The sequence below is a fragment of the Ottowia thiooxydans DSM 14619 genome, from assembly GCF_000422885.1.
Classification (GTDB): Bacteria; Pseudomonadota; Gammaproteobacteria; order Burkholderiales; family Burkholderiaceae_C; genus Ottowia; species Ottowia thiooxydans.
This window is the reverse complement of sequence record NZ_AUGX01000011.1, coordinates 203,695-226,491: the sequence shown is the minus strand read 5'-3', so window position 1 is coordinate 226,491 and position 22,797 is coordinate 203,695. Positions and strand designations below refer to the sequence as shown.

Here is a 22,797-nt window from a genome sequence, read left to right as displayed (position 1 = left end):
CTCCGCGGTGGCACTGGCTTGGCTTGCTCCGCAGCCTTCGGTTTTTTCTTTCCTCGTCCGCTGGGGTGCCCCCTGAACCTTCATCATTTTTGTATGCTGCGGGTAGAGCGCAGCGTTATGGGTAACTGATATGCATCCTCCGTTCTCAATGATCTTCTTCACTACCTTGGCGGGCGCCGCGCAGGGATTGCTGCTGGTGCTGGTGGGGATTCAGTTTTCAGTGCAATGGCGTTTGGCGCAAGCGCCACAGGCGCTCTTCACTGTGGGCGCCGCCGTGATTCTGGTGCTCTCGGCAATTGGTCTTGTGGCCGCCACTTTCCACCTGGGCCGGCCAATGCGCGCCTGGCGCTCCGCAGCCATGTGGCGGACTTCCTGGCTTTCGCGTGAAGTGATTGTGCTGCCCACTTTCATGGCCGCAGTCGCGGTATGGGGCGGGCTTCATTGGCTGGGTACGCCAAGTACAGCCGCAGCGATCATCGCCGCGGTACTGGCGCTGCTGCTGTATTTATGCACCGGCATGATCTACGCTGCGGTGAAAGCCATCAAGGAATGGGCCACCCCGATGACACCGGTTAACTACGCCCTGCTCGGACTTTCCTCCGGCTTGCTGCTCTCTACTGCGCTGACAGCATGGCTGGCACCGCACTTCACTCCCCTGCTTGCCAAACTCACCCTCGGGGCCATCGTTGTCAGCGCCGCCACTCGAGGGGCGACCTTATGGCGCAATCTTCGCCTTGTGCCCACCACGACCACACAAACCGCCATTGGCGTGCGCCACCCAAAAATCAACCAAAAAGCGCAGGGCGCTATGGGGGGCTCTTTCAATACCCGCGAGTTTTTCCACGGTAAAACGCCGCAGGCAGTACAGACCATCCGCTGGAGTGCTGTTGTTCTCGGGTTCGCCATTCCGGCTTCCGTTCTGTTGATCACACACGGCGCGTCATCCGCCATCTTGCTGGCGCTGCTGTTTATCGTTCAGTGGATTGGATTGCTGGCTGAGCGCTGGAGCTTCTTCGCAGAAGGACAGCACCCTCAGAATTTGTATTACAGAAGCCGCTCCTGAAACCCCATCAGTGCAGCTTCACCAAAGCCGTGCTGCGCTTCACAAGCGCCCTGGCAATGGCCAAGCCCACGGTTCTGCCTAAGCCCAAAATAGCCTTGTGGTGCATCAAATGAAGGCTTATGTAGAGCCAACGCGCAAACAAGCCATCAACGAACAAAGTCCCACCGGTTAAAGACCCCATCAAACTCCCAACGCTTGTCTGGGTGCCTATTGAAACCAGGGAGCCATGATCTTGATAGCGGTACGGATTTTTGGCCGGCTCCCGCCCCTCTGCGGCGCGAACAATAGCCTCGTAGACGTAATCGGCTTGTTGGTGCGCGGCTTGCGCTCTGGGAGGCACCGGCTTCCCATCAGCTTGAATGCATGAAGCGCAATCGCCAATCGCATAAATATGATCATGGCCTTTGACATTCAGCCTGTCGGTCACTTCCAGTTGCCCCAACCTATTGATTGGCAACCCCAGGGACGAGAGAAACGCTGGCGCCTTGATCCCTGCCGCCCAAACGCAGATATTGAAGTTGTGCTTTCTGCCTTCACTGTCTTGAAGCGAGTCCTGATCTATCTGGCTGACACGGCAATTCGTCACCACTTCCACATGTCTTTTCCCGAGAAGATGTGTGGCTCCGTTGGAAATCCTCTCGCTCAGAGGCGCAAGAATGCGGTCGGAGCCTTCCAGCAGAGTGATCTTCAAATCTGTATCAGGGCGGAAGTGCTCAAACCCGTAGTTTGCGTAGATTCCACTGGCTTCGCGCAGTTCAGCAGCCAGCTCTACACCGGTCGCCCCGCCTCCGATGATGACCACCTCCACAGCACCAAGGCCGCCCTCTGATTTACTCTGTTCCGCGCGGATCATCTGATTCATCATCGCCACCCGGAAACGCTCTGCGTCACTGGTGGCGTTCAAGGAAATCGTGTTCTCTGCGGCGCCAGGCGTGTTGTAGTAGTTCGAGGTGCTACCAACAGCTATGCAAAGCTTGGAAAACTTAACGCGGCGTTCGGGATAAACCACCCGCCCGCCCATCGCTTCCGATGCAGAAACGACGACTTCATTCGTCTCATGATCAATAGCTGAGAACGCCCCATATACGAAGGTGAAATTATTCTCGTAGGCCAGCATGGAGTATGACAAGCCCTCTTGATTCATATCCAGCGTACCGGCAGCCACCTCGTGCAGCGTGGGCTTCCAGATGTGGTTCAGATCCCTCTCGACAAGAACCACTCTTCCTTTGCCCAGCTTTCTCCCCAGCTTGCAGGCGAGTTCAAGGCCGCCCGCACCGCCGCCCACAATCACGACTCTTTCGTTCTCGACATCTTTCATTCTGATCCTCTGGAGTTGGCCCCATCAAAATGCATGATGCCATTCTGCGCTACTCGAGGGGAGTCCAGATTCCAGAGGTCAGGTGCCGTCCTTGCCGGGCCAGCGAAACTTGGGAGGCTGCTTGCTGGCAAAACGTTTCGCCGCGTCCGTGTGAAACTCGGTGTTCAATGCGATTGCCGCGCCTTCCGCTTCCAGATTCAGCATGGCCTGCAAGTCGCTACGCAATGACTGATTCAAAGCCCGCTTGGAAATACTGAGAACCGTGCCGGAAGCATTCACCATGGCGGTGGCCATGGCACGAGCGCGTGCCATCAATTGCTCAGGCGGGTGCAACTCCAGGGCAATGCCGAGTTGAAGCGCTTCCTGGGCATTCACTTCGCGCGCTGAAAAAACGAGCTCCTTGGCTCGCTGCAAACCCACCGCCCTCGGCAGGGTGTAGAAGGTCCCCAGATCAGGCACCGCCCCGACTCGCCCAAACGCTGCGCAAAAGCGGGCATTGGTCGCGGCCAAAACCAGATCGGCTGTCAGTGCCAAGCCAAACCCAGCTCCGGCAGCCACCCCCTGAACCGCCGCAATCACCGGGCGATCGAAGTTCACAAGCATGTGAACGATAGGATGGAGGTTCAACATGCGCTGACGCCGCGCTTCAATGTTTTCAGCTCCTGTCTCAGCCACGACACTCATATCACGGACATCACCGCCCGAACAAAAGTTGCCGCCGGCTCCGGAAAGGATCAGTACTTTCAGGCTTAGGTCCGCGCACAAACGCTCAAGCAGGCGGCGAAGCTCATTCCGCGTAGCAATATCAATCGCATTCATTCGATGCGGCCGATTGATCGTAATGACTCCAATGCCGTCGACCTGCTCATACAGCAAGTTGGACACGGTATCCGCCTGATTCATATTGTCTCCATCGCTGACGATCTAAGCTCCCGGCGCAAGATTCAATTCACGGATCAGCGGTGGCCAGATGCCCTGCTCTTCCTTCATCTTTTTGTCGAGATCTTCCGGCGACCCGCCCATAGGGGTCATGCCAATCTTGGCGAGCTCCTGAGTCACCTCAGGTGTACGAAGCCCTTCAGTCAAAGCATGATTAAGCCTATCGATCACCGCCTTCGGTGTCTTGGCAGGCGCCAACAGGGCTAACCATACACCAGAGTTTGCAAGGCTTTTAATCCCCTGCTCACTGACAGTTGGTGCTGAGGGGAAATCAGGCAGACGGGCATTTGAAGTCACCCCCAGGAGTTTGGCCTTGCCAGCCTTCACAAAAGCCGCAGCCGCAGAAGGCGTGACCAGCGTGAGATCGACGTGACCGCCCATGACATCGGTCAGCGCAGGAGCCGTGCCTTTGAAATGCACGACTTGAACATCAACCCCCTCCTCCTTCTTTAGCTTCTCCATCATCAAGTGCTGCGGCGTGGCAGGCCCGGGCGATCCCATGGACAGAGGCTTGCCGGATTTCTTACTTTGCTCGATCAAAGATTTGAAGCTATCAGCCCCGATATCAGGTCGAGCCACAATCAAATAAGGCGATTCTGAAATGAGTCCGATCGATGTGAAATCCTTGATGGGATCAAAAGATAACTTGGGAAACAAAGCGCTTGTCATGGGATGGGAATTGAACACGAGCAAGATCGTTTGCCCATCTGGCGCAGCCCGGGCCACAGCTTCAGCGGCAATGTTGCCACTCGCTCCCGCGCGGTTCTCCACAATGAAGGTCTGCCCCAAAGCCGCACCCAGCTTTGGCGCAATCAGTCTGGCTACGATGTCGGTTGCGCCGCCTGGCTGGTTGCCCACCACAAGACGGCTCGCCTTAGTCTGCGCCGATGCGGCGACCGACCCCAGCGTGACGAGTGCGACAAGCCCCATTTTGAAGATGGCGCCAAGGAACATGTCTCTTTTCATGATCTGCTTTCCTTTTCGATGAATTCATTCCACCGCGTGAAGTGGTGGCTCGTACCGAAGTGCGTTCAATTGATAAACACCGTTCGGGCTGAGCCTGTCGAAGCCTCGCGCGGCGCTTCGACAGGCTCAGCGTGAACGGACTCATGTTGGTTTTGAAACGAAGTGGGTGTCCGGTGTCTTCGTGATGCCAGCTTCCAGCATCGCGTCAATTTTTTCAGCTTCATAACCCAGCTCTTGCAGGATTTCAACGCTTTGCTCGCCAATCAAGGGGGCATGCCGCCAGATCGAAACATCGGCATTGCTCCAGGTCGTGGTGGGGCGCATTTGACGAATTCGCCCCACCGTGGGGTGATCGGAAATCTCAAAAAGCTCCACCTGCTCAAGGTGCGGGTCAGCAACCAGATCCGTGATGCTGCTAACCGCAGCCGAAGGAATCGCCGCGTCATTTAGAAGCTTGGCCCAATCCTTGGCTGATTTACCAAGAAAGGCGTCTGAGAGCAATTCGTAAATGGCTGGCCAGTTTTTCTGGCGCACCTCTAGTGATGCAAATATGGGAAGTTGCCGGGTGGCCTCCGGTACCTCCAGTAAGTCAAACAAGGCGCTGAACTGCTTGTCGTTATAGGGCGTGACCACAATGAACCCCTCGGCGGTGCGATAGGGTTTTCTTCCCGGGCTAAGCAGCCTCGAATACCCCGCTGGACCTACCTGAGGCTCATAAGCCAGCCCGCCCAGATGATCGCCCAGCACCATTTGCGCGACGGTTTCGAACATGGGAACTTCAATGAACTGCCCTTCGCCGGTTCTGGCTCTGAGCAAAAGCGCAGCCAGTGTGGCATGAACCGCGGTGGTTCCCGTGAGACGATCAGCCGCATTCCATGGCACGAAGATCGGCTGCGGCAGACCTTGTTCGAAGAACAGCCCGGCAAGCCCTGTGGCACCCTGGATGATGTCGTCAAACGCGGGCCGGTTGGCATAGCATCCCCCGCTTCCAAACCCCACAAGAGCGACATAAATTAACCGGGGATTGATCGCACGAAGATCCTCGTAGTCAAGGCCTGCGCGCCGCATCCCTTCGGGCCTGACGTTGTGGATGAAAACATCTGCATTGCGGCAAAGATCAAGCAGGGCCTCCTTGCCTTGCGGAGCTTTGACATCCAGAACAATGCTCCGCTTGTTGCGCCCGCTGGCCAGGTACATGGAGCCCATCGCAGGAACTTTGCAGGTTCCGGCGTGTCGGGCAACATCTCCCTCAGGCGGCTCCACCTTGATGACATCGGCTCCGTAGTCACCAAAAATCTGGGTCGCCAACGGTCCCATCAACACGGTGGACATATCGACCACCCGTATTCCGTCCAGCGGGCGAGGTGCCGCTTGGGCCGGTTCATTTTTCCCACTCATGAATTAAATATACATGAGCAAGAACAAAAAACACAAGCTAGCCGAGGGTTTTCACCAGCCCCTCAGAACCTAGGTGTTTTTCAATGATGGTCCTCCCCTGACTGGCTATCTGAGCCAGGCAGTGCTCGATTCGTTGCTGAGCACCGGCAATCAGCACCGCGTAGCTTCGCCCATGCACGAACACAGGAAAAGCGACAGCCACCATCCCCACCGAGTATTCCTGGTGCCCTTCGAACCAACCTCGCTCCAGGGATTTTTGAATCTCGGCCTCCACTGCCTCAGGGCTCATTAAAGAGGTGGGTGTGTAGGCTTTGTACCGAGCTTTCTTCAGCAGGACCGACCTCTCCTTGAGCGGTCGCTGTGCAAGCAGCGCCCGCCCGGTGGCGGCACTGACCAATGGAACCAGTTTCCCTTTTGGGGCGGTATAGCGCATCGCGTGGGCGGACTCTGCAGAGGCTAGAAAAACCACGTCCTGGCCTGATTGGGCGGCCAGCACTGCGGTCTCCCCGGACATTTCGGAGAGTTCAGCCAGGAGTGCATTGGTCTCTGGCGGCACGAACTGCCCTGAAGTGATCTTGAGAGTCAAGTCCTCCAGCATCGGGGTGGGGTAGTAACCAGCTCGAGGACGGGGTTCATAGATAAAGCCTCGCCCAGCCAAGGTCGTGAGCAGGTTAAAGGTGCTGGAACGAGGCCAACCAAGGTCTTCAGATATTTCTGACAAAGTGGCGGGCTGGCGCCGCTTGGCAAAGTACTCAAGCAGATCGAGCACCTGGGCTGCTTGCTTTACGGTCATGACTTGGACAAAAGATTCATGGCGGAGCTTGAATTATGGCGTTGTAGTCCGTCCCGCTTTCAGGGATCAATCGCCGACGCCCCTGTGGTTTGAAGCGTTGACAGAAAAGCCTGCGCGGCAGAGGAGAGAGAACGCTGCTGGCGGGTCAGAACCCCAATCTCACGTGTCGCCGTAGGAGCATGCAGAGCCACGCTTTGCAAGCGATCCCTATCCATCAAGCGCAACGCCAACTCGGGAACAGCTGCGATGCCCACCCCCGCGGCGACCATCGCGCCGACGACTGAAATATTGTCTGCCACGAACTGGGCATCCAGTGTTTGCCCTGTAGCCACAAACACCTGATCAGTCACGAGCCGGATGCTGCTGGCGGGCCCGCTCGCCACAAATGGACGGCTGGCGAAGACGCTCCAATCAACGCGCCGCCTTTTCGCCAAGGGATCACCGCGAGGACAGATCATCACGAAATTCTCAGTGAGGAGTGGATCGAATTGAATCCCGCCTGGTGAATCCGGCACCGCCACCGAAAGGCCGAAATCTGCCCCGCCATCCGCCACGGCCTGCGTGACCTGGCGAGCGGAAGCTGACTGGATCAAGAGCCTCACCTTGGGGTGGGTCCGCTGAAAAGCCCGTGCTGCAGGCGGCAACAGCGCCGCTGCAATGGAAGGCAATGCCCACACCGTCAAGCTCCCCCGGCGCCCAGCAATGAACTCGGAAAGATCGCTAAGCGAATGCCGGAACTCGGACAGCATGCGCTGCGCGATGGGAACCAACTCCGCCCCGGCGTCGGTCAATGCAACGCTGTGCTTGGTGCGATCAAAAAGCCTGGCGTTGATTTTCTGTTCGGCAGCTTGAACGCGGCGGCTCAAGGCGGGTTGCGAAATAAACGCACGTTCGGCCGCCATACGGAAGTTGCGCGTTTCTGCTACCAGCAGTACGGCCTCCAGCTCTGGAATAGACAGGGTTTGTTGTGCGCTCGTCATCGTAATGCGATTTTATTATCACGGAGATGAAAATTTAACATTTTGAGCATTGCGACAATCGCTCGATACTGCGCTTCGCAACTCATGAAACGAAGCATGGACAGGCAAAAGAACAGATTACGTATTGGCGTTGGCGCTGGCATGGCAGACGACCGCATTGGCCCAGCGCTCAAACTCCTAGAGCAATGCGACTTGGACTACCTCGTGTGCGAATGCCTGGCTGAACGCACCATTGCACGAGAAGCGCTCACTCTTCGCAACGACCCAAGCAAAGGCTTCAATCCCATGCTCGGGGAGCGCATGCGCGCCTTCCTCCCTTTGTGCAAGGAAAAGGGCGTGCGCCTGGTTTCCAACATGGGGGCAGCCAATCCCATAGGCGCTGCAAAGGCAGCCCAGGAGATTGGGAACTCGCTCGGATGGGAAGGTTTGAAATGCGCCGCAGTGGTGGGCGATGACGTGCTTGAGCGCGTACGCATGCACCCTGAACTTCAGTTAATGGATCGCCAACTTCCCTTGGAGGAGATCCTGCCGAAAATCGCGTCCGCGAATGCCTATCTGGGGGCGGATGTCGTCAGAGACGCATTGGCCACCGGCGCGCATGTGGTGATGACCGGCCGTGTCGCAGATCCCTCTCTGTTTCTCGGGGTGGCTTTGCATCACCATGGCTGGAGCTACGACGATCTACCCAAGCTGGCCTCCGGGATCATCATGGGCCATCTGCTGGAATGTTCGGCACAGATCACAGGTGGCTACTTCGCTGACCCCGGTAAGAAAGACGTCCCCCGTCTGGCAGAGCTCCCCTATCCGTTCGCAGATATCTTTCCAAACGGTGAGTTGTTCATAGGGAAGCCCGATGGATCGGGTGGCCGATTGGATCGCATGACCTGCAGCGAACAAGCCCTGTATGAGATCCATGACCCCAATGCCTACATCACTCCGGACTGCGTTCTCTCATTGAATCGGCTGCAGTTCGAGGAAGTCAATCCTGACCGCGTGGCGGTGCGGGTTTCCAGTGCCGCCAAACGCACTGACAGCTACAAGGTGGTGGTGGGCTATTTCGATGGGTGGATTGGAAGCGGAGAAGTCGCTTATGCAGGCCCCAATGCGGTGGCACGTGCCCAACTCGCAGCGGACATCGTAAAAGAACGATTTCGGCTGGACGGAGGTCAAGCCAGTGAGATCCAGGTGGACCTGATTGGGATGAACAGCTTGCATGGCAGCCACGCCAAAGCGATGTCCGGCGAACCGTATGAAGTTCGCCTGCGTGTCGCCGCCAGGTGTCCTGACAAGAAAAGCGCCAACCTGATCGGAGACCACGTTCGGCAACTGAACATGCAGGGGCCCTATGGCGCTGGAGGCCCCCTCAACCACGGTGCGAAAGAAATCATCGCCGTGGATGGTTTGCTGATTCCGCGCCACTGGGTTAGCCCGGAAATCATCACCGTGGGAGCGTAAAGATGGGAATTCTTGTACACGAACTGGCCCATGCCCGCGCGGGCGACAAAGGCAATACATCGAACATAGCCGTGTTCGCCTACAACGATTCGGCTTGGGAAAGGTTGCGCCGAGAGCTCACGGTAGAACGTGTGGCAAACGCTTTTTCTCATCTGGGCGCTGGCGCGGTTCGAAGGTATGAGGTTGAAAGCCTCAAAGCCTTGAACTTCGTCATTCCCAATGTGTTGGCCGGTGGCGTCACACGATCACTCCGATTGGACCCTCACGGCAAAACGCTCAGCGCCCTGATGCTCGGCATCGAGCTCTCTGATCAATAAGGCACCGCATGTACCCTCCAGCCGAAATCCTGCAGACCGAAATCTTCGCGCAACTGCCCGAATCACTTCATTTAACCGATCAGTCATCCACATGGTTGGACGCCCGCCATACGAAGATGCATTCCTTCCTGGAGGGCCCTGCCTTTGACCGCAGTGGCAACCTCTGGTGCGTCGACCTGGCACACGGACGCATCTTGCGCGTAAGCCCTGCCGGCGAGTTTGAGGTGGTGGTGAGCTACGCGGGTGAGCCCAACGGTTTGAAGATCCATCGTGATGGGCGAATTTTTGTGGCGGACCACTTGCATGGCTTGATGCTGCTGGATCCAGTGGCCAAAACCATTCAGCCCTATCTTCAACATGTGAAACGCGAAGGCCTGAGGGGTTTGAACGACCTCTTCTTTGCGTCCAACGGCGACTTGTATTTCACCGACCAGGGCGAGAGCTCCCTGGACAACCCGACAGGCCGGGTTTTCCGGCTCCGTGCGGACGGAAAAACAGTAGACCTCCTGATGGACGGTTTACCTGGCCCCAATGGTTTGGTGATGAACAAGGCGGAGAACGTGTTGTATGTCGCCTTGACCCATGACAACGCCATCTATGCCCTGCGCATAGAGCCCAACGGGGCTAGAGGCAAGGTCAGCCGCTTCATTCAACTCTCGGGCAGCACCGCAGGGCCCGATGGCCTGGCCATGGATGAGGCGTGCAATCTCGCCGTGGTTCATGCGCAAGCCGGAACTGTCTGGATCTTCAGCCCCATTGGTGAGCCCCTCTACCGCATCAGATCCTGTACTGGCCTGCGCACCACCAACGTGGCATTTGGCGGACCCGATCGCCGCACGCTCTTCATCACGGAAGCTGAAAGAGGTGCCATTTTGCAAGCTCACTTGCCTCATCCCGGCCGCGTGATGTTTTCTCATACCTAATCATTTTTTCCAGGAGACAAAGACATGAAATTTCATCACCTCATCGCGGGCTTGGGCTTGGGCCTATGCTCCGTTCTGGCGACCGCGCAAACCGCTGCGTACCCAAGCAAGCCCATCAAACTGATTGCCACCTACGGCCCTGGCAGCTCCATTGACATCATCGCCCGCTTGATTGCCAAGCCCCTGTCAGAGCAACTCGGACAACCCGTGATTGTGGACAACAAGCCTGGCGCCGGCGGCGATCTGGGCACCAACTTCGTTGCCAAGGCAGAAAAAGATGGCTACACGATTGGTTTCGCCTCAGCAGGCCCAATCACCGTCAATCCCAATGTCCGCAAGAAAATGCCGTACGACTCCATGGTGGATCTGGTGCCCGTGGCGCTGATCGCCACAGGCCCTAATGTGATCCTGGCAAATCCCTCACAGCCTTTCAAAGATCTGCGAGAGTTGATCGCCTACGCCAAAGCCAATCCGGAAAAAGTCAGTTATGCCTCAGCAGGTATGGGCACCAGCGGGCATATTGCGGGCGAGATGTTCCAGCATCTTTCCAAAGCCAAGGTACTGCATGTGCCGTACAAGGGTAATAGCGAAGCCATCACTGACACCCTTGGCGGACGCACTCAGTTGGTCATCAGCGGCGTCCCCCCTATTCTTCCCTTCGTGAAATCAGGCCAACTGCGCGCACTGGCCGTGGCTGACACCAAACGCTCCGCTCTCTTGCCAGACGTTCCTACCGTGGCGGAAGCTGGCTTGCCAGGTGCTGAAAGTGCGGCCTGGTATGGCCTCGTTGCGCCTGCAGGAACACCTCCAGAAATCCTTGCTCGCCTGAGCGAAGAGATCAGCAAGGCCGTGCGCAACCCGGAAGTGCAGGAGAGGTTTAGCGCCTTGGGAATCGCTGCCGGCACCGAGAGCCGCCAGGAGTTTGGCAAGCGCATGAGCACGGAACACGCACGTTTCAAGGAGCTCTTCAAATCCATCAACCTGCAAATGGATTGATCACCTCAATGACTCAGACTGTTCTTATCGCAGGGGCTAGCGGGCTCGTTGGCACTGCTGCTGTAGATTCATTTCTCAACGCCGGCTGGGAGGTCATCGCCGTCTCCCGGCGGCGGCCGGAAGTCAGCAGCGCCAAGCCTTTCAGGCATTTGCCTGTAGACCTGCAAAACGCAGATGAGTGCCTCAAGGCATTCGGAGCTCTGCCCGAGGTCAGTCACCTGGTGTATGCCGCGGTTTTTGAAAAGCCGGGGTTGATACAAGGTTGGCAAGACATGGATCAGATGGATACCAATCTGAAAATGATCCAGAACATAGTGGAGCCTCTGAGCCGTGGAACAAAGCTGCAGCACGTGTCACTGTTGCAGGGAACCAAGGCCTACGGTGTTCACTTGCACCCCATTCGCATACCCGCCAGGGAGCGTTACGCCCGCGACGACCATCCCAACTCATACTGGTTCCAAGAAGACTACATCAAAGAAAAAGCAAGCGAGATCGGCTTTGGTTGGAATATTTTCAGGCCAACGATTGTGGTGGGCCCTAATGTAGGAGTCGCCATGAACACCATCCCCGTGATTGGTGTTTACGCTGCGTTGTGTCGGGAACTGGGTCAAGTATTCTCATACACAGGCCATGTCTCCTACCCTCGCGAGGCTGTAGACACGCGCTTGATTGGAGATGCCTGCGTCTGGGCGGCGGGCAACCGACAAGCCTGGAACGAACATTTCAATCTAACCAACGGAGAAGTGTTCAGCTGGAAGGACCTCTGGCCTGCATTGGCGGACTTCCTGCAAGTGAAGCTCGGGCCTGACCAGCCTCAAAAACTGGCGGAGTATCTGCCCTCCCAATCAGCGGTCTGGCAGAACATCGTGGCGAACCAAGATCTGCGTCCGTTAACAATGGCGCAAATACTTGGTGAATCTCACTTCTCAGCAGACGCCAGATTCGGGTACGGGTTGAAAGCCGCTCCCGCGCCAGCTTTCGTGAGCACCGTAAAAATCAAGAATGCTGGCTTCCACCAGGTCTACGACACGGAATCCTGCGTCAAGCACTGGCTGACGGTTTTGGCAGACAGGAAGATTCTTCCTGACCCGGCAAAGCACGTCCCGGTCCGTTGATCACTCCAAGCTCCCAGATTTGGCTGGGTTAAAGGAGCCTCTACCCAGGTTCGTTGGCATCGGCGAGGAACCTGGGGTTAGCCATCCATCACAAAATCAAGCAACCCTCTCCACATGCCCCTGCCGCGTGTAGAGAAAATCAATCACCGCCTTACGCGCTTGCAGATAGCGCGGATCTTCAGCCAGCGCCACGCGCTTGCGCGGACGCTCGATGTCGACACGCAGGACTTCGCCAATTGTCGCGGCGGGGCCATTGGTCATCATCACGATCTTGTCTGACAAGAGCACCGCCTCGTCCACATCGTGGGTCACCATGACGACGGTGCTTCGCGTACGAGCGACGATCTCCAGTAGTTCGTCCTGCAGCTTGGCGCGCGTCAGTGCATCAAGTGCACCAAAGGGTTCGTCCATCAACAGCACCTGAGGCTCCATCGACAACGCACGCGCAATGCCCACGCGCTGCTTCATCCCGCCAGATATCTCACCAGGGCGCTTGTGTGCGGCGTGACTCAGGCCCACCATGTCCAGGGCTGCGGCGGTGCGCTCTTTCAAGCGCGCTTTGCTTTCCTTGGCGCCAAATACCCGCTCTACCGCCAGGTAGACATTGCCTTCGCAGGTCAGCCAAGGCAGCAGCGAATGGTTCTGAAACACAACGGCCCGCTCAGGACCAGGGCCATTGATTTCCTTGTTGCCACAAAGAAGCACTCCCGCCGTTGGAGTGGTCAGGCCTGCGATCAAGTTCAGCAACGTGCTCTTGCCGCAACCCGAGTGACCAATGAGCGCCACGAATTCGCCTTTGGCAATATTCAGATCAATGTCGCGCAGCGCAGGGAACAAACCCTTGGCGGTCTTGAACGTTTGTTCTACGCCTTGGACTTCAATGAACTTGGCATCGCTCATGATTTCACCTCTTCGAAAGTAAACGCGGTGGCTATCTTGACCAGCGCCATCTCCAGCACCAAGCCCACAATGCCAATCACGAAAATGGCCACAATGATGTTCTTCACATTCAGGTTGTTCCACTCGTCCCATACCCAGAAGCCGATGCCCACGCCCCCCGTGAGCATCTCGGCAGCCACGATGACCAACCATGCAGTGCCCACAGCCAGCCGCACGCCGGTCAGCATATAGGGCAAGACCGCCGGAAACAGAACGGTGGTGGCGATTTTCCATTCGCTTAAGTTCAGCACACGCGCCACGTTCATGTAATCCTGCGGCACACGCTGTACGCCCACGGCGGTGTTGATGATCATGGGCCAGATAGAGCAGATAAAAATGGTCCAGATGGCTGCCGGGTTCGCCCCTTTGAAGACCAACAAACCAATGGGCAACCAAGCCAACGGCGATACGGGCCGGAGCAGGCTGATCAGTGGGTTGAACATACGAGAAAGGAAGTCAAACCTGCCGATGACGAAACCTGCGGGAATGCCCACCAAGGCCGCCAGTCCAAAGCCTATCGCCACCCGCTGAAGCGAAGCCAGCACGTTCCAGCCCACGCCTTGGTCGTTGGGTCCGTTGTGATAGAACGGATCTCGGAACACCTCCACCGCCTGGTGCCACGTCTCCACAGGCCCCGGCACGGTATTGCCTGTGGCAGATGAAACGATGGCCCAAATCAATACAAGCAAACCCAGGCCACAGGCCGGTGGCAGCACAGCAGAAACCAGCGACCCCACCAAAGCGCCCAGGCGCCGCCCTCTGACTGTCTCCTTCTGGGGGCGCCCGGCATAGGGGACGGCTGGGATGGGGGCAGGCTGCGTATCCAGAAGGGGTGCTTGTGATGCTCCCGCTGACGAGGGATGGGAAACCGCAAGGCCTGCATGTGAAGACGCGGCTTGCCCGTTCGGCGTATGTGTGCTTTGAAAAGCTGGAATGAGTTCGCTGGTATTCATGGTCACGCCTTGATCTTGAAGCCGTCTGCATATTTGGCTGGATCTTTGCCATCCCACACCACGCCGTCGATGAGCTTGCTGGTGCGCATGACATCTTTGGGCACGCTTATCTTCATGGCGCTGGCCACGGAGCGGTACAGGTCGATCTGGTTCACCTGCTTGGCGACAGCCAGGTAGTCAGGGTGCTGCTTAAGCAGGCCCCACCGTTTGTGCTGAGTAAGGAACCACATACCGTCTGAGAGGAATGGGAAATTCACCAAGCCGTCGTTGAAGAACTTCATGTGATTCGCGTCGTCCCAGCTCTTGCCACGACCGTTTTGGTAACGGCCCAAGATGCGCTGGTTGATCGCGTCCACGCTGGTGTTCACATACGCTTTGCCTGCAATGGTCTCGGCCATCTTCATCTTGTTGGAAAGACTGGCATCAATCCATTGCCCAGCCTCGATCACGGCCATCATCACGGCGCGCGTGGTGTTGGGATACTTCTTCATGAAATCCGCCGAGGTGCCCAAGACCTTCTCAGGATGATCTTTCCAGATCTCCTGCGTGGTGTTGGCCGTGATACCTATGCCATCCATGATGGCGCGTTGGTTCCATGGCTCACCGACGCAAAAGCCGTCCATATTGCCCACACGCATGTTCGCCACCATTTGTGGAGGCGGTACAGTGATGAGCTTGGCGCCGCTCAAAGGGTTTATGCCTGCGGCAGCCAACCAGTAGTGCATCCACATGGCGTGCGTGCCGGTGGGGAACGTACCCGCGAATGTGTATTCACGCTTTTCCTTGGCCATGAGCGCTGCGAGCGAAGGGCCATCAACCGCGCCTTTGTCGGCCAACGTCTTCGAGAGCGTAATGGCCTGCCCGTTGTGATTCAAGCCCATGAGCACGGCCATGTCTTTCTTGGGGCCACTCACACCCAGGTGCACGCCATAGATCAGCCCATAGAGCACATGGGCCATATCCAGCTCACCGTTGACCAGCTTGTCGCGCACGCCGGCCCAACTGGCTTCCTTGCTGAGCACAATCTTCACGCCGTACTTTTTGTCCAGGCCCAGCACGGAGGCCATGACCACGCTCGCGCAATCGGTGAGAGGAATAAAGCCTATCTTCACCTCCTCTTTTTCAGGCTTGTCTGACCCTGCGGCCCAAGCTCCTCCACTAACGCTGAATGCTGCACCAGCAGCGAGGGTAAGGAAATCGCGACGTTGAACGGTAGAGGGCGACATATGAACTCCTTCAAACGTAAAAACAAAAACGGCGTCCGGCCTCTACCCACGAGTGGGCGTAGAGGAGGACACCGTTGTCTGCTAACGCCCCGCCGCCATTGGAGGGACTTTGCTGCCTGAGGTGAACGCATGAAGCGTGCCAGCTAGTGGTTCGGGTTGAAAAGCCTCCAACAAAGCGAACTGATCGACAGCGTTGTCAAGCACCAGGAAAGCGCAGCTATACAGAGTGAAACGCGAAGACCTCTGGTGTCCTCGAACGTCAAAACTCGACCGAGTCGCCACGCATCCAGAACGTCCTTCCCCTCAAGCGGACGCAACACTTTGGAGCTCTACCGCACCGCACCGCACCAGCCTGGTGCTGCACCGCAGCATAAAGATTCAATGCGGTGCAGGAGGCAGCAGATCAGCCATGGCTAGAACGGCCTCAGCTACCTCAGACAATTTGCGCCCTTGGTTCATGGCCGTCTGGCGAAGGAGCTTATGCGCCTCACCCTCGCTAAATTGCCGCCTCGCCATCAACAAGCCCTTGGCGCGCTCCACCAACTTGCGCTCTTGAAGCGCCGCACGCGTAGTTTCCAACTCGGCTTGCATGGCTTGCAGGCGCTGCGATTGATCCTGGACCAATTCCAGCACCGAGCGGTTCAACTGCGGTCCCAGACTGGCGGCTGGTGCAGGAAAACTATCGAAGAAGTCCGCATTGGCGTCGGCCACTGGCAGAGGCTGGCGCGCTTCAGCGATCCGGCATTCACATTGGTACAGCACTTCGGCTGCGAGTTGGGTTTCAATGGCATGAAGCGCGTCCATCCGGGATGTGGCCACATCAAACCAAGTCTGGCGAAGATCGGCGCCAGACTCGTTATTGGCAGCGGAAGTACACCCAACTCTGCGCAAGCGCTCCAGTGCGGCGTCCTCTGCACGCCACTGGGGCAACAACGTGGGTGGTGCGAACTCAGCAAAAACCTGAAAACACCGTTCCTGAGCCTCAATCAGATGCAACCAATTCTGCTGACGCTGTTCACTGCCCGCACCAAACGCCGCTACGCCAGCTGCGCGCTCCTGTCCCGCGAGCTCCTTTCCCTGCATGAAGTGAAACAGAGCCACGAGCAAACGGGAGATATTCGGGTCGGCGGCACCGTCAGCGGCCTCAAACACCACGGCCAGCAAACCCGTCACCAGCTTGGTGAGAGCTGCCGCTGAGGTCTCGGGCGTCTTCTGGCGTGCCTGAATGCGCTCACGCAACGCCGGCAGTGCATCCAATCCTTGGAGCACATAGGCAATGCGACTAAAAAGACGAGCCCCTTGCGCCGGACTAGACAAATCGTCAAAGCCCGCTCGAGCCGTATCGGCCAACTGTTCGCACTCCTTGATCTGAGCGGCCAGTTCGGTCGGCGCGGCGCGGCCCGTCAGGTAAACCGTGCTCAGACCGCGTTCTTTTTGCAGCGCATGGATCAAGCGCCCGAGTGTGTCGACGAGTGCACTGGTGCGCTGAAGCAATTCCAGTTCAGTGATTTCGCACTGACGAGCGAGCTGAAGGAAATGCAGAGCGGAGGTCATGACTTCTCTGTGCAATTCCCGTGCCGAGGGAAAACGCACCAACCCAGTGCGCAATGCTTGGCACGTTGATTGCTTAATCCATGGCACGGGTGCGGCGCAAAGGCGCGGCGCACCAGACAAAGGCGTCTTTCATGAGCGTTGGCAAAGCCACGCAGCATGAAGACGCCTTTTTGCGTTGAATCAAAAGGAGTCCACGATGAAAAAACCCAGACTCGTCATGGTAGGCAACGGCATGGCCGGCGTACGCACGCTGGAAGAGCTGCTCAAGATCGCACCAGATTTATATGACATCACCGTGTTCGGTGCGGAGCCTCATCCCAACTACAACCGCATTCTTCTGTCTCCCGTTCTAGCGGGCGAGCAGACCTTGGAAGAAATCGTACTCAATGATTGGGCCTGGTACGAGCAGAACGGGATAACACTGCACACCGGCAGCATGGTGACTGAGGTCGACCGCAGACTACGCGTGGTACATGGCGTCAATGGCGTCAGCGCGGAGTATGACCGGCTGATTCTCGCCACAGGTTCCAACCCCTTCATGCTGCCAATTCCCGGCAAGGACCTGGACGGTGTGCTGGCCTACCGCGATATCGCAGATACGCAAGCCATGATCGATGCGGCAGCCAAATACAAGGACGCGGTCGTCATAGGTGGCGGGTTGTTGGGGTTGGAGGCTGCCAACGGGCTGATGAAGCGCGGCATGAAAGTCACCGTGGTGCATGCCGGCGAATGGCTAATGGAGCGCCAACTGGATGATGTGGCCGGAAGGCTGCTGCAGAAATCGCTGGTTGAGCGGGGGATGCAATTCCTCATGAATGCGCAAACACAGGAGCTTCTGGGCGAGGAGGACAACGGAAAAATAGGCCGTGTTCGGGCAGTGAAGTTCAAAGACGGCAGCGAGGTACCCGCTCAGTTGGTGGTGATGGCGGTGGGCATACGCCCGAACACTGCGTTAGCCGAAAAAATGCACCTGCACGTCAACCGCGGCATCGTGGTGAGTGACACCTTGCAAACCACCACCGACGCTCGTATCTATGCGGTGGGCGAATGTGCCGCACACCGAGGCATTGCCTACGGCTTGGTTGCCCCATTGTTCGAGCAAGGCAAAGTGCTCGCCAACCACCTGGCTGAGTTCGGTATAGGGCGCTATCAAGGCTCATTGACCTCCACCAAACTCAAGGTCACAGGCATCGACCTGTTCAGCGCGGGAAACTTCCAAGGCGGCGCGGACACAGAAGAGATTGTGCTCAGCGATCCTTTTGCAGGCGTCTACAAGAAGCTCGTCCTCAAGGACGACAAGCTGGTAGGTGCATGCCTGTATGGCGACACGGTGGATGGAGGCTGGTACTTCAAGCTCCTGCGCGAAGGCCGAGCCGTCAAGGACATTCGAGACAAACTCATGTTCGGGGAATCCAATATTGGCGACGCCGGACATGAAGGCCACAGCAAGGCAGCCGCCATGCAAGACAGCGATGAAGTCTGCGGATGCAATGGCGTGACCAAAGGCGCGATCTGCAAGGCCATCAAGGAAAAAGGCCTGTTCACGCTCGACGAGGTGCGCAAACACACCAAGGCCAGTGCCAGCTGCGGCTCCTGCACAGGCTTGGTCGAACAGATCATCATGTTCACTGCGGGCGGTGATTTCTCGACAACGCCAAAAACCAAACCTATATGTGGCTGCACTGAACATGGGCATCAGGCGATACGCGAGGCCATTACCAAGAACCATCTGCTCACCGTGGCGCAGGTCCAGCACTTCATGGAATGGCGTACACCCAATGGCTGCGCCACCTGCCGCCCTGCCCTGAACTACTACCTGCTCAGCACTTGGCCCAAGGAAGCCAAGGATGATCCGCAAAGCCGTCTGATCAATGAACGCAGCCACGCCAACATCCAGAAAGACGGTACCTATAGCGTGGTGCCTCGCATGTGGGGCGGGGAAACCACGGCATCTGAACTCAGGCGCATTGCCGACGCGGTAGACAAATACAAAATCCCCACCGTCAAAGTGACCGGCGGCCAACGTATCGACCTGCTGGGGGTGAAGAAGGAAGACCTGCAAGCCGTATGGCGCGACATTGGCATGCCCAGTGGCCATGCTTACGCCAAAGCCCTCCGCACGGTGAAGACCTGCGTGGGCAGCGAGTGGTGCCGCATGGGAACACAGGACAGCACGCAACTGGGCAAGGACCTTGAGCACGCTTTCGTCGGCATGAATGCGCCGCACAAAGTGAAGTTCGCTGTCAGTGGTTGCCCACGCAATTGCGCCGAAAGCGGCATCAAGGACGTTGGCGTAATAGGCGTAGACAGCGGCTGGGAAATGCACATCGCCGGCAACGGCGGCATCAAGACCGAAGTGGGTCAGTTCTTCGTCAAGCTGAAAACGGCGGAGGAGGTACTTGAATACACAGGCGCGTTCATGCAGCTTTATCGGCTGGAGGCTTGGTACCTGGAGCGCACCGTGCACTACGTGAACCGCGTGGGCATGGATTATGTGAAGCGGCGCATTCTCGAAGACGCTGAAGGCCGCAAAGCCATGTGGGCCCAGTTGCAATACGCGCTGGATGGTGAGCCCGATCCCTGGTTTGAGTTCGACAAGGCAGGCGTGGACCAACGCCAGTTCGTACCCATTGCAGCCCCCATCACTACGCCCACCGTGGCGCAAGAGGCTTAAGTCATGACCAAATGGACTTCTATTTGCCGCACTGATGAGATTCCCGAACTCGGTGCTCGCCGCGTCGCACGCGAGCGCGGCCTTGATGTGGCCTTGTTTCGAACCAGCGCCGGGACCATCCACGCGCTGCTCGATCGCTGCCCGCACAAGGGGGGCCCGCTGTCACAAGGGCTTGTGTTCGGCACCAGCGTGGCCTGCCCCTTGCATAACTGGACCATCCAACTGGTGGACGGCCACGCCACAGCTCCCGACGAAGGCTCCACACCTTGCTTTTCAGTGAAGGTGGAAGATGGTGAAGTTTTTCTGGATGCAGATGAACTAGAGCATCACGCGACCGACCTTTCCCGCCCAACGGCAGGGCCCTGCCGCCATTCTTGCCACTCCTAAAGTCATGGCAGAAACGCGATCCACCTGTCCTTATTGCGGCGTGGGCTGCGGCGTGCTCATAAAGACAGAGGGCACGCGCATCACCGATGTCCGCGGAGATCCGGAGCACCCCGCCAACTTCGGAAGGCTGTGCTCCAAAGGAAGCACGCTGCACCTTACGGCGACAGACGCGCTAAGGGCGCAGACTCGTCTGCTGCGTCCGCAACAGCGCTCGCATCGAGGCGCATCGCCAGAAGCTGTGGAATGGGACAGCGCCTTGAACATGGCTGCCGACCGGTTCGCCCACATCATCACGCAGCACGGCCCGGATGCCGTGGGCTTCTACGTGAGCGGGCAATTGCTCACCGAAGACTACTATGTCTTCAACAAACTCGCGAAGGGATTGGTAGGTACTAATAACATCGACACCAACTCCCGCCTGTGCATGAGCAGCGCGGTGGCGGGCTACAAACTCACACTTGGTGCCGACGCCCCACCCACCTGCTACGACGATGTGAACCACGCAGGTTGCTTGTTCTTCGCAGGCAGCAACACGGCGTGGGCCCACCCCGTGCTTTTCCGCCGTATCGAGGAAGCACGCGCGGCCAACCCCGCAATGAAGGTGATCGTGGCTGACCCCCGGCGCACTGAAACTGCGGCGATGGCCGATTTGTTTCTGCCCCTGCAGCCAGGCACGGACGTGATGCTGTTTCACGGCATGCTGCACACCATGCTTTGGGAAGGTTGGGTCAACACCGAATATATAGACCGCCACACGACAGGCTTTCCTGAACTCAAGGCCTTGGTACGCGAGGCTACCCCCGAGCACACGGCCCAGATCTGTGGCTTGCGCAAGGAAGATATCCGTCAGGCCGCACAGTGGTTCGCGCAGTCGGGGCCCACCTTAAGCTTGTATTGCCAAGGCCTGAATCAAAGCGTCAATGGCACCGCCAAGAATGCCGCGCTCATCAACCTCCATCTGGCCACCGGCCAGATCGGCAAGCCAGGTGCTGGCCCCTTCTCTCTCACCGGGCAACCCAATGCGATGGGCGGACGAGAAGTAGGTGGCCTGGCCAATCTGCTCTCGGCTCATCGCGACTTGAGCAGTCCAACACATCGCGCTGAAGTCGCCGCGCTATGGGGCCTGGAGTCAGTGCCAGCTCAACCCGGGAAGACTGCAGTGGAAATGTTCCAGGCTGCCGCCGACGGGGAAATCAAAGCATTGTGGATTGCTTGCACCAACCCGGCTCAAAGCCTTCCTAATCAGTCCATGGTTCGCCGTGCGCTGGAGCGAGCAGAGTTCGTCGTAGTACAGGAGGCCTTCGCCACCACAGCCACCTGCGCCTTTGCCGATCTCTTGCTGCCCGCCACGACCTGGGGAGAAAAGGAAGGCACCGTGACCAATAGCGAACGCCGCATTTCTCGCGTTCGCCCTGCAGTGCCGCCACCAGGCGACACCCGGCATGATTGGCTGATCGCCATGCAGTTCGCGCAGCGGCTTGAAAAGCTGTTGCACCCCGGTCGCCCCACCCTATTTCCTTACGAACATGCCGAGCAAATCTGGGGCGAACACCGCGAATCCACCCGTGGGCGCGATCTGGACATCACGGGACTCTCATGGGCCATGCTGGACGAAAGCGGTCCTCAACAATGGCCACTAAAAGAGGGTTCGCCCACAGGCCTCGCCCGCCTCTACGAAGACGGCCAATTTCCCACTCCTGACGGCCGCGCACGCTTCAGCGCCCTGCCCTGGCAACCCGTGGCCGAGCCCCGCGATGCCCGCCACCCCTTCAGTCTGACCACAGGTCGCCTGCGCGATCAGTGGCACGGCATGAGTCGCACCGGCCAAATAGGCCGCCTGTTTGGCCACGTGCCCGAGCCCTGCCTGCAAATGCACCCCCAGGACATGGCGCGCCGTGCACTGAGCGAAGGCGATCTCGTTCATATCACCAACCGGCGTGGCGCCATCATTGCACCTGTGCAAGCCGACGAGGGCTTGGCGTTATCTCAGGTGTTCATGGCTATGCACTGGGGTGGCGAATATCTCTCAGGAAAATCGTCCATCGGCGAGCGTTTGGCAGGCGTCAACACGCTCACCACGCCCGCGTTTTGCCCTCAGTCCAAACAGCCTGAGTTCAAGCACACGTCCGTCAAGTTACTCAAGGCTGAGCTTCCCTGGACATTGCTAGGCATGGCGTGGCTGCCGGAGGCTCAAGCCACGCGCGAAGCGATGGCGGCCTTGATGTCGCAATTTGACTTTGCATCCTGTGTGCCGTTTTCCAGCCAAACCACTTTAGAAGATGCCCACCAGGCACGTCATGGTGTGCTGCTGCGCGCGGCCGCTTATGAGGCACCGGACGCCGCACTGGTGCAGCGCATCGAAGCCTTGCTCGGCCTATCAGGCCCAGAGGTGCTCCGGTACGCCGACAAACGCCGCCAGCAAAGCCGTTCTGTACGTCTTGCATGGCAGGGCAAAAGCGCCTCCTTGGAAGCCTTACTGCTGGCAGGCGACGCAAGCGCAGGCTCATGGCTCACGACTCTGCTCAAGGAAAGCCTGCCTGCGCAAACGTATGGGCGCCTTTTGCTCATGCCCGGGAATCAACTACCGGCAGCCATGGCTTCGCGAGGAAAACAAATCTGTACCTGCTTCAACGTGGATGAACCCGCCATCACTTCAGCGCTCTCCCAGATTGAAGGCGATGACACGGCTCGCCTGCAACAACTGCAAGCTCAACTGCGTTGCGGCACCAATTGCGGCTCATGCGTTCCAGCCTTAAAACAACTTATAACTAAAAGTGCTAAACAAAGCGCAACAATATAGC

General features: G+C 57.8%; 19 protein-coding genes. 9 read left to right on the top strand and 10 right to left on the bottom strand.

All coding sequences use genetic code 11. From position 1 onward, the window contains the following. The first annotated feature begins 148 nt into the window (after nt 1-148). Nucleotides 149-1,063, top strand: coding sequence for a dimethyl sulfoxide reductase anchor subunit family protein (locus G518_RS0110470; protein WP_245597943.1), 915 nt, complete (start codon nt 149-151; stop codon nt 1,061-1,063). A gap of 7 nt (nt 1,064-1,070) precedes the next feature. Here the strand turns inward: G518_RS0110470 and G518_RS0110465 are convergent, their stop codons facing one another. From G518_RS0110465 to G518_RS0110440, 6 genes are all read right to left on the bottom strand, one after another. Then, nucleotides 1,071-2,381: an NAD(P)/FAD-dependent oxidoreductase gene (locus tag G518_RS0110465; protein ID WP_028602499.1), complete on the bottom strand. Its 1,311-nt coding sequence runs from the start codon at nt 2,379-2,381 to the stop codon at nt 1,071-1,073. A 78-nt stretch (nt 2,382-2,459) separates the two neighbouring features. Continuing rightward, a complete protein-coding gene (locus G518_RS0110460; RefSeq protein WP_028602498.1) occupies nt 2,460-3,284 on the bottom strand; it encodes an enoyl-CoA hydratase/isomerase family protein in 825 nt (274 codons plus the stop codon). A gap of 21 nt (nt 3,285-3,305) precedes the next feature. Further along, the gene (locus tag G518_RS0110455) at nt 3,306-4,286 is read right to left on the bottom strand and encodes a Bug family tripartite tricarboxylate transporter substrate binding protein (RefSeq protein WP_084651666.1); all 981 of its coding nucleotides are present in this window, start codon (nt 4,284-4,286) and stop codon (nt 3,306-3,308) included. A gap of 141 nt (nt 4,287-4,427) precedes the next feature. Then, nucleotides 4,428-5,684, bottom strand: coding sequence for a CaiB/BaiF CoA transferase family protein (locus G518_RS34630; RefSeq protein ID WP_084651664.1), 1,257 nt, complete (start codon nt 5,682-5,684; stop codon nt 4,428-4,430). Between the two features lie 37 nt (nt 5,685-5,721). Continuing rightward, nucleotides 5,722-6,477 carry an IclR family transcriptional regulator gene (locus G518_RS34625; RefSeq protein WP_051236359.1) on the bottom strand — a complete coding sequence of 252 codons (756 nt, stop codon included), beginning with the start codon at nt 6,475-6,477 and terminating at the stop codon, nt 5,722-5,724. Nucleotides 6,478-6,536: 59 nt separating this feature from the next. Then, entirely contained in the window at nt 6,537-7,457 is a 921-nt protein-coding gene (locus tag G518_RS0110440) for a LysR family transcriptional regulator (RefSeq protein WP_028602496.1), read from the bottom strand. An 84-nt stretch (nt 7,458-7,541) separates the two neighbouring features. Between G518_RS0110440 and G518_RS0110435 the strand changes: the two genes are divergently transcribed. The 5 genes from G518_RS0110435 to G518_RS0110415 are packed head-to-tail and all read left to right on the top strand — an operon-like array spanning nt 7,542 to nt 12,263. Continuing rightward, a complete protein-coding gene (locus G518_RS0110435) occupies nt 7,542-8,912 on the top strand; it encodes an acyclic terpene utilization AtuA family protein (RefSeq protein ID WP_425414281.1) in 1,371 nt (456 codons plus the stop codon). 2 nt (nt 8,913-8,914) lie between these two features. After that, a complete protein-coding gene (locus tag G518_RS0110430; RefSeq protein WP_028602494.1) occupies nt 8,915-9,229 on the top strand; it encodes an AtuA-related protein in 315 nt (104 codons plus the stop codon). 8 nt (nt 9,230-9,237) lie between these two features. After that, nucleotides 9,238-10,152, top strand: a complete 915-nt coding sequence (locus G518_RS0110425; RefSeq protein WP_028602493.1) for an SMP-30/gluconolactonase/LRE family protein — start codon at nt 9,238-9,240, stop codon at nt 10,150-10,152. A 24-nt stretch (nt 10,153-10,176) separates the two neighbouring features. After that, a complete protein-coding gene (locus tag G518_RS0110420) occupies nt 10,177-11,148 on the top strand; it encodes a Bug family tripartite tricarboxylate transporter substrate binding protein (protein WP_028602492.1) in 972 nt (323 codons plus the stop codon). A gap of 8 nt (nt 11,149-11,156) precedes the next feature. Then, complete coding sequence (locus tag G518_RS0110415) at nt 11,157-12,263, top strand: SDR family oxidoreductase (RefSeq protein ID WP_028602491.1); 1,107 nt, start codon at nt 11,157-11,159, stop codon at nt 12,261-12,263. Between the two features lie 96 nt (nt 12,264-12,359). On the opposite strand, the gene G518_RS0110410 is transcribed toward G518_RS0110415, so the two are convergent. From G518_RS0110410 to G518_RS0110395, 4 genes are all read right to left on the bottom strand, one after another. Continuing rightward, on the bottom strand, nt 12,360-13,163 hold the full coding sequence (locus tag G518_RS0110410) for an ABC transporter ATP-binding protein (protein WP_036594263.1): 804 nt from the start codon (nt 13,161-13,163) through the stop codon (nt 12,360-12,362). Then, nucleotides 13,160-14,155, bottom strand: coding sequence for a nitrate ABC transporter permease (ntrB, locus tag G518_RS0110405; protein ID WP_051236357.1), 996 nt, complete (start codon nt 14,153-14,155; stop codon nt 13,160-13,162). The genes G518_RS0110410 and ntrB overlap by 4 nt, the downstream gene beginning before the upstream one ends. Nucleotides 14,156-14,157: 2 nt before the next feature. Next, complete coding sequence (locus G518_RS0110400) at nt 14,158-15,381, bottom strand: CmpA/NrtA family ABC transporter substrate-binding protein (RefSeq protein ID WP_028602488.1); 1,224 nt, start codon at nt 15,379-15,381, stop codon at nt 14,158-14,160. A gap of 378 nt (nt 15,382-15,759) precedes the next feature. Then, nucleotides 15,760-16,935 carry a nitrate regulatory protein gene (locus tag G518_RS0110395; protein WP_028602487.1) on the bottom strand — a complete coding sequence of 392 codons (1,176 nt, stop codon included), beginning with the start codon at nt 16,933-16,935 and terminating at the stop codon, nt 15,760-15,762. A 196-nt stretch (nt 16,936-17,131) separates the two neighbouring features. Here G518_RS0110395 and nirB point away from each other — a divergent pair, with 196 nt between their 5' ends. The 3 genes from nirB to G518_RS0110375 are packed head-to-tail and all read left to right on the top strand — an operon-like array spanning nt 17,132 to nt 22,796. Next, entirely contained in the window at nt 17,132-19,609 is a 2,478-nt protein-coding gene (nirB, locus tag G518_RS0110385) for a nitrite reductase large subunit NirB (RefSeq protein WP_028602486.1), read from the top strand. 3 nt (nt 19,610-19,612) lie between these two features. Beyond that, nucleotides 19,613-19,996 (top strand): nitrite reductase small subunit NirD, encoded by a 384-nt coding sequence (gene nirD, locus G518_RS0110380; RefSeq protein ID WP_028602485.1) that lies wholly within the window; start codon nt 19,613-19,615, stop codon nt 19,994-19,996. Nucleotides 19,997-20,000: 4 nt separating this feature from the next. Further along, complete coding sequence (locus G518_RS0110375) at nt 20,001-22,796, top strand: nitrate reductase (protein ID WP_028602484.1); 2,796 nt, start codon at nt 20,001-20,003, stop codon at nt 22,794-22,796. Nucleotide 22,797 lies beyond the last annotated feature (1 nt).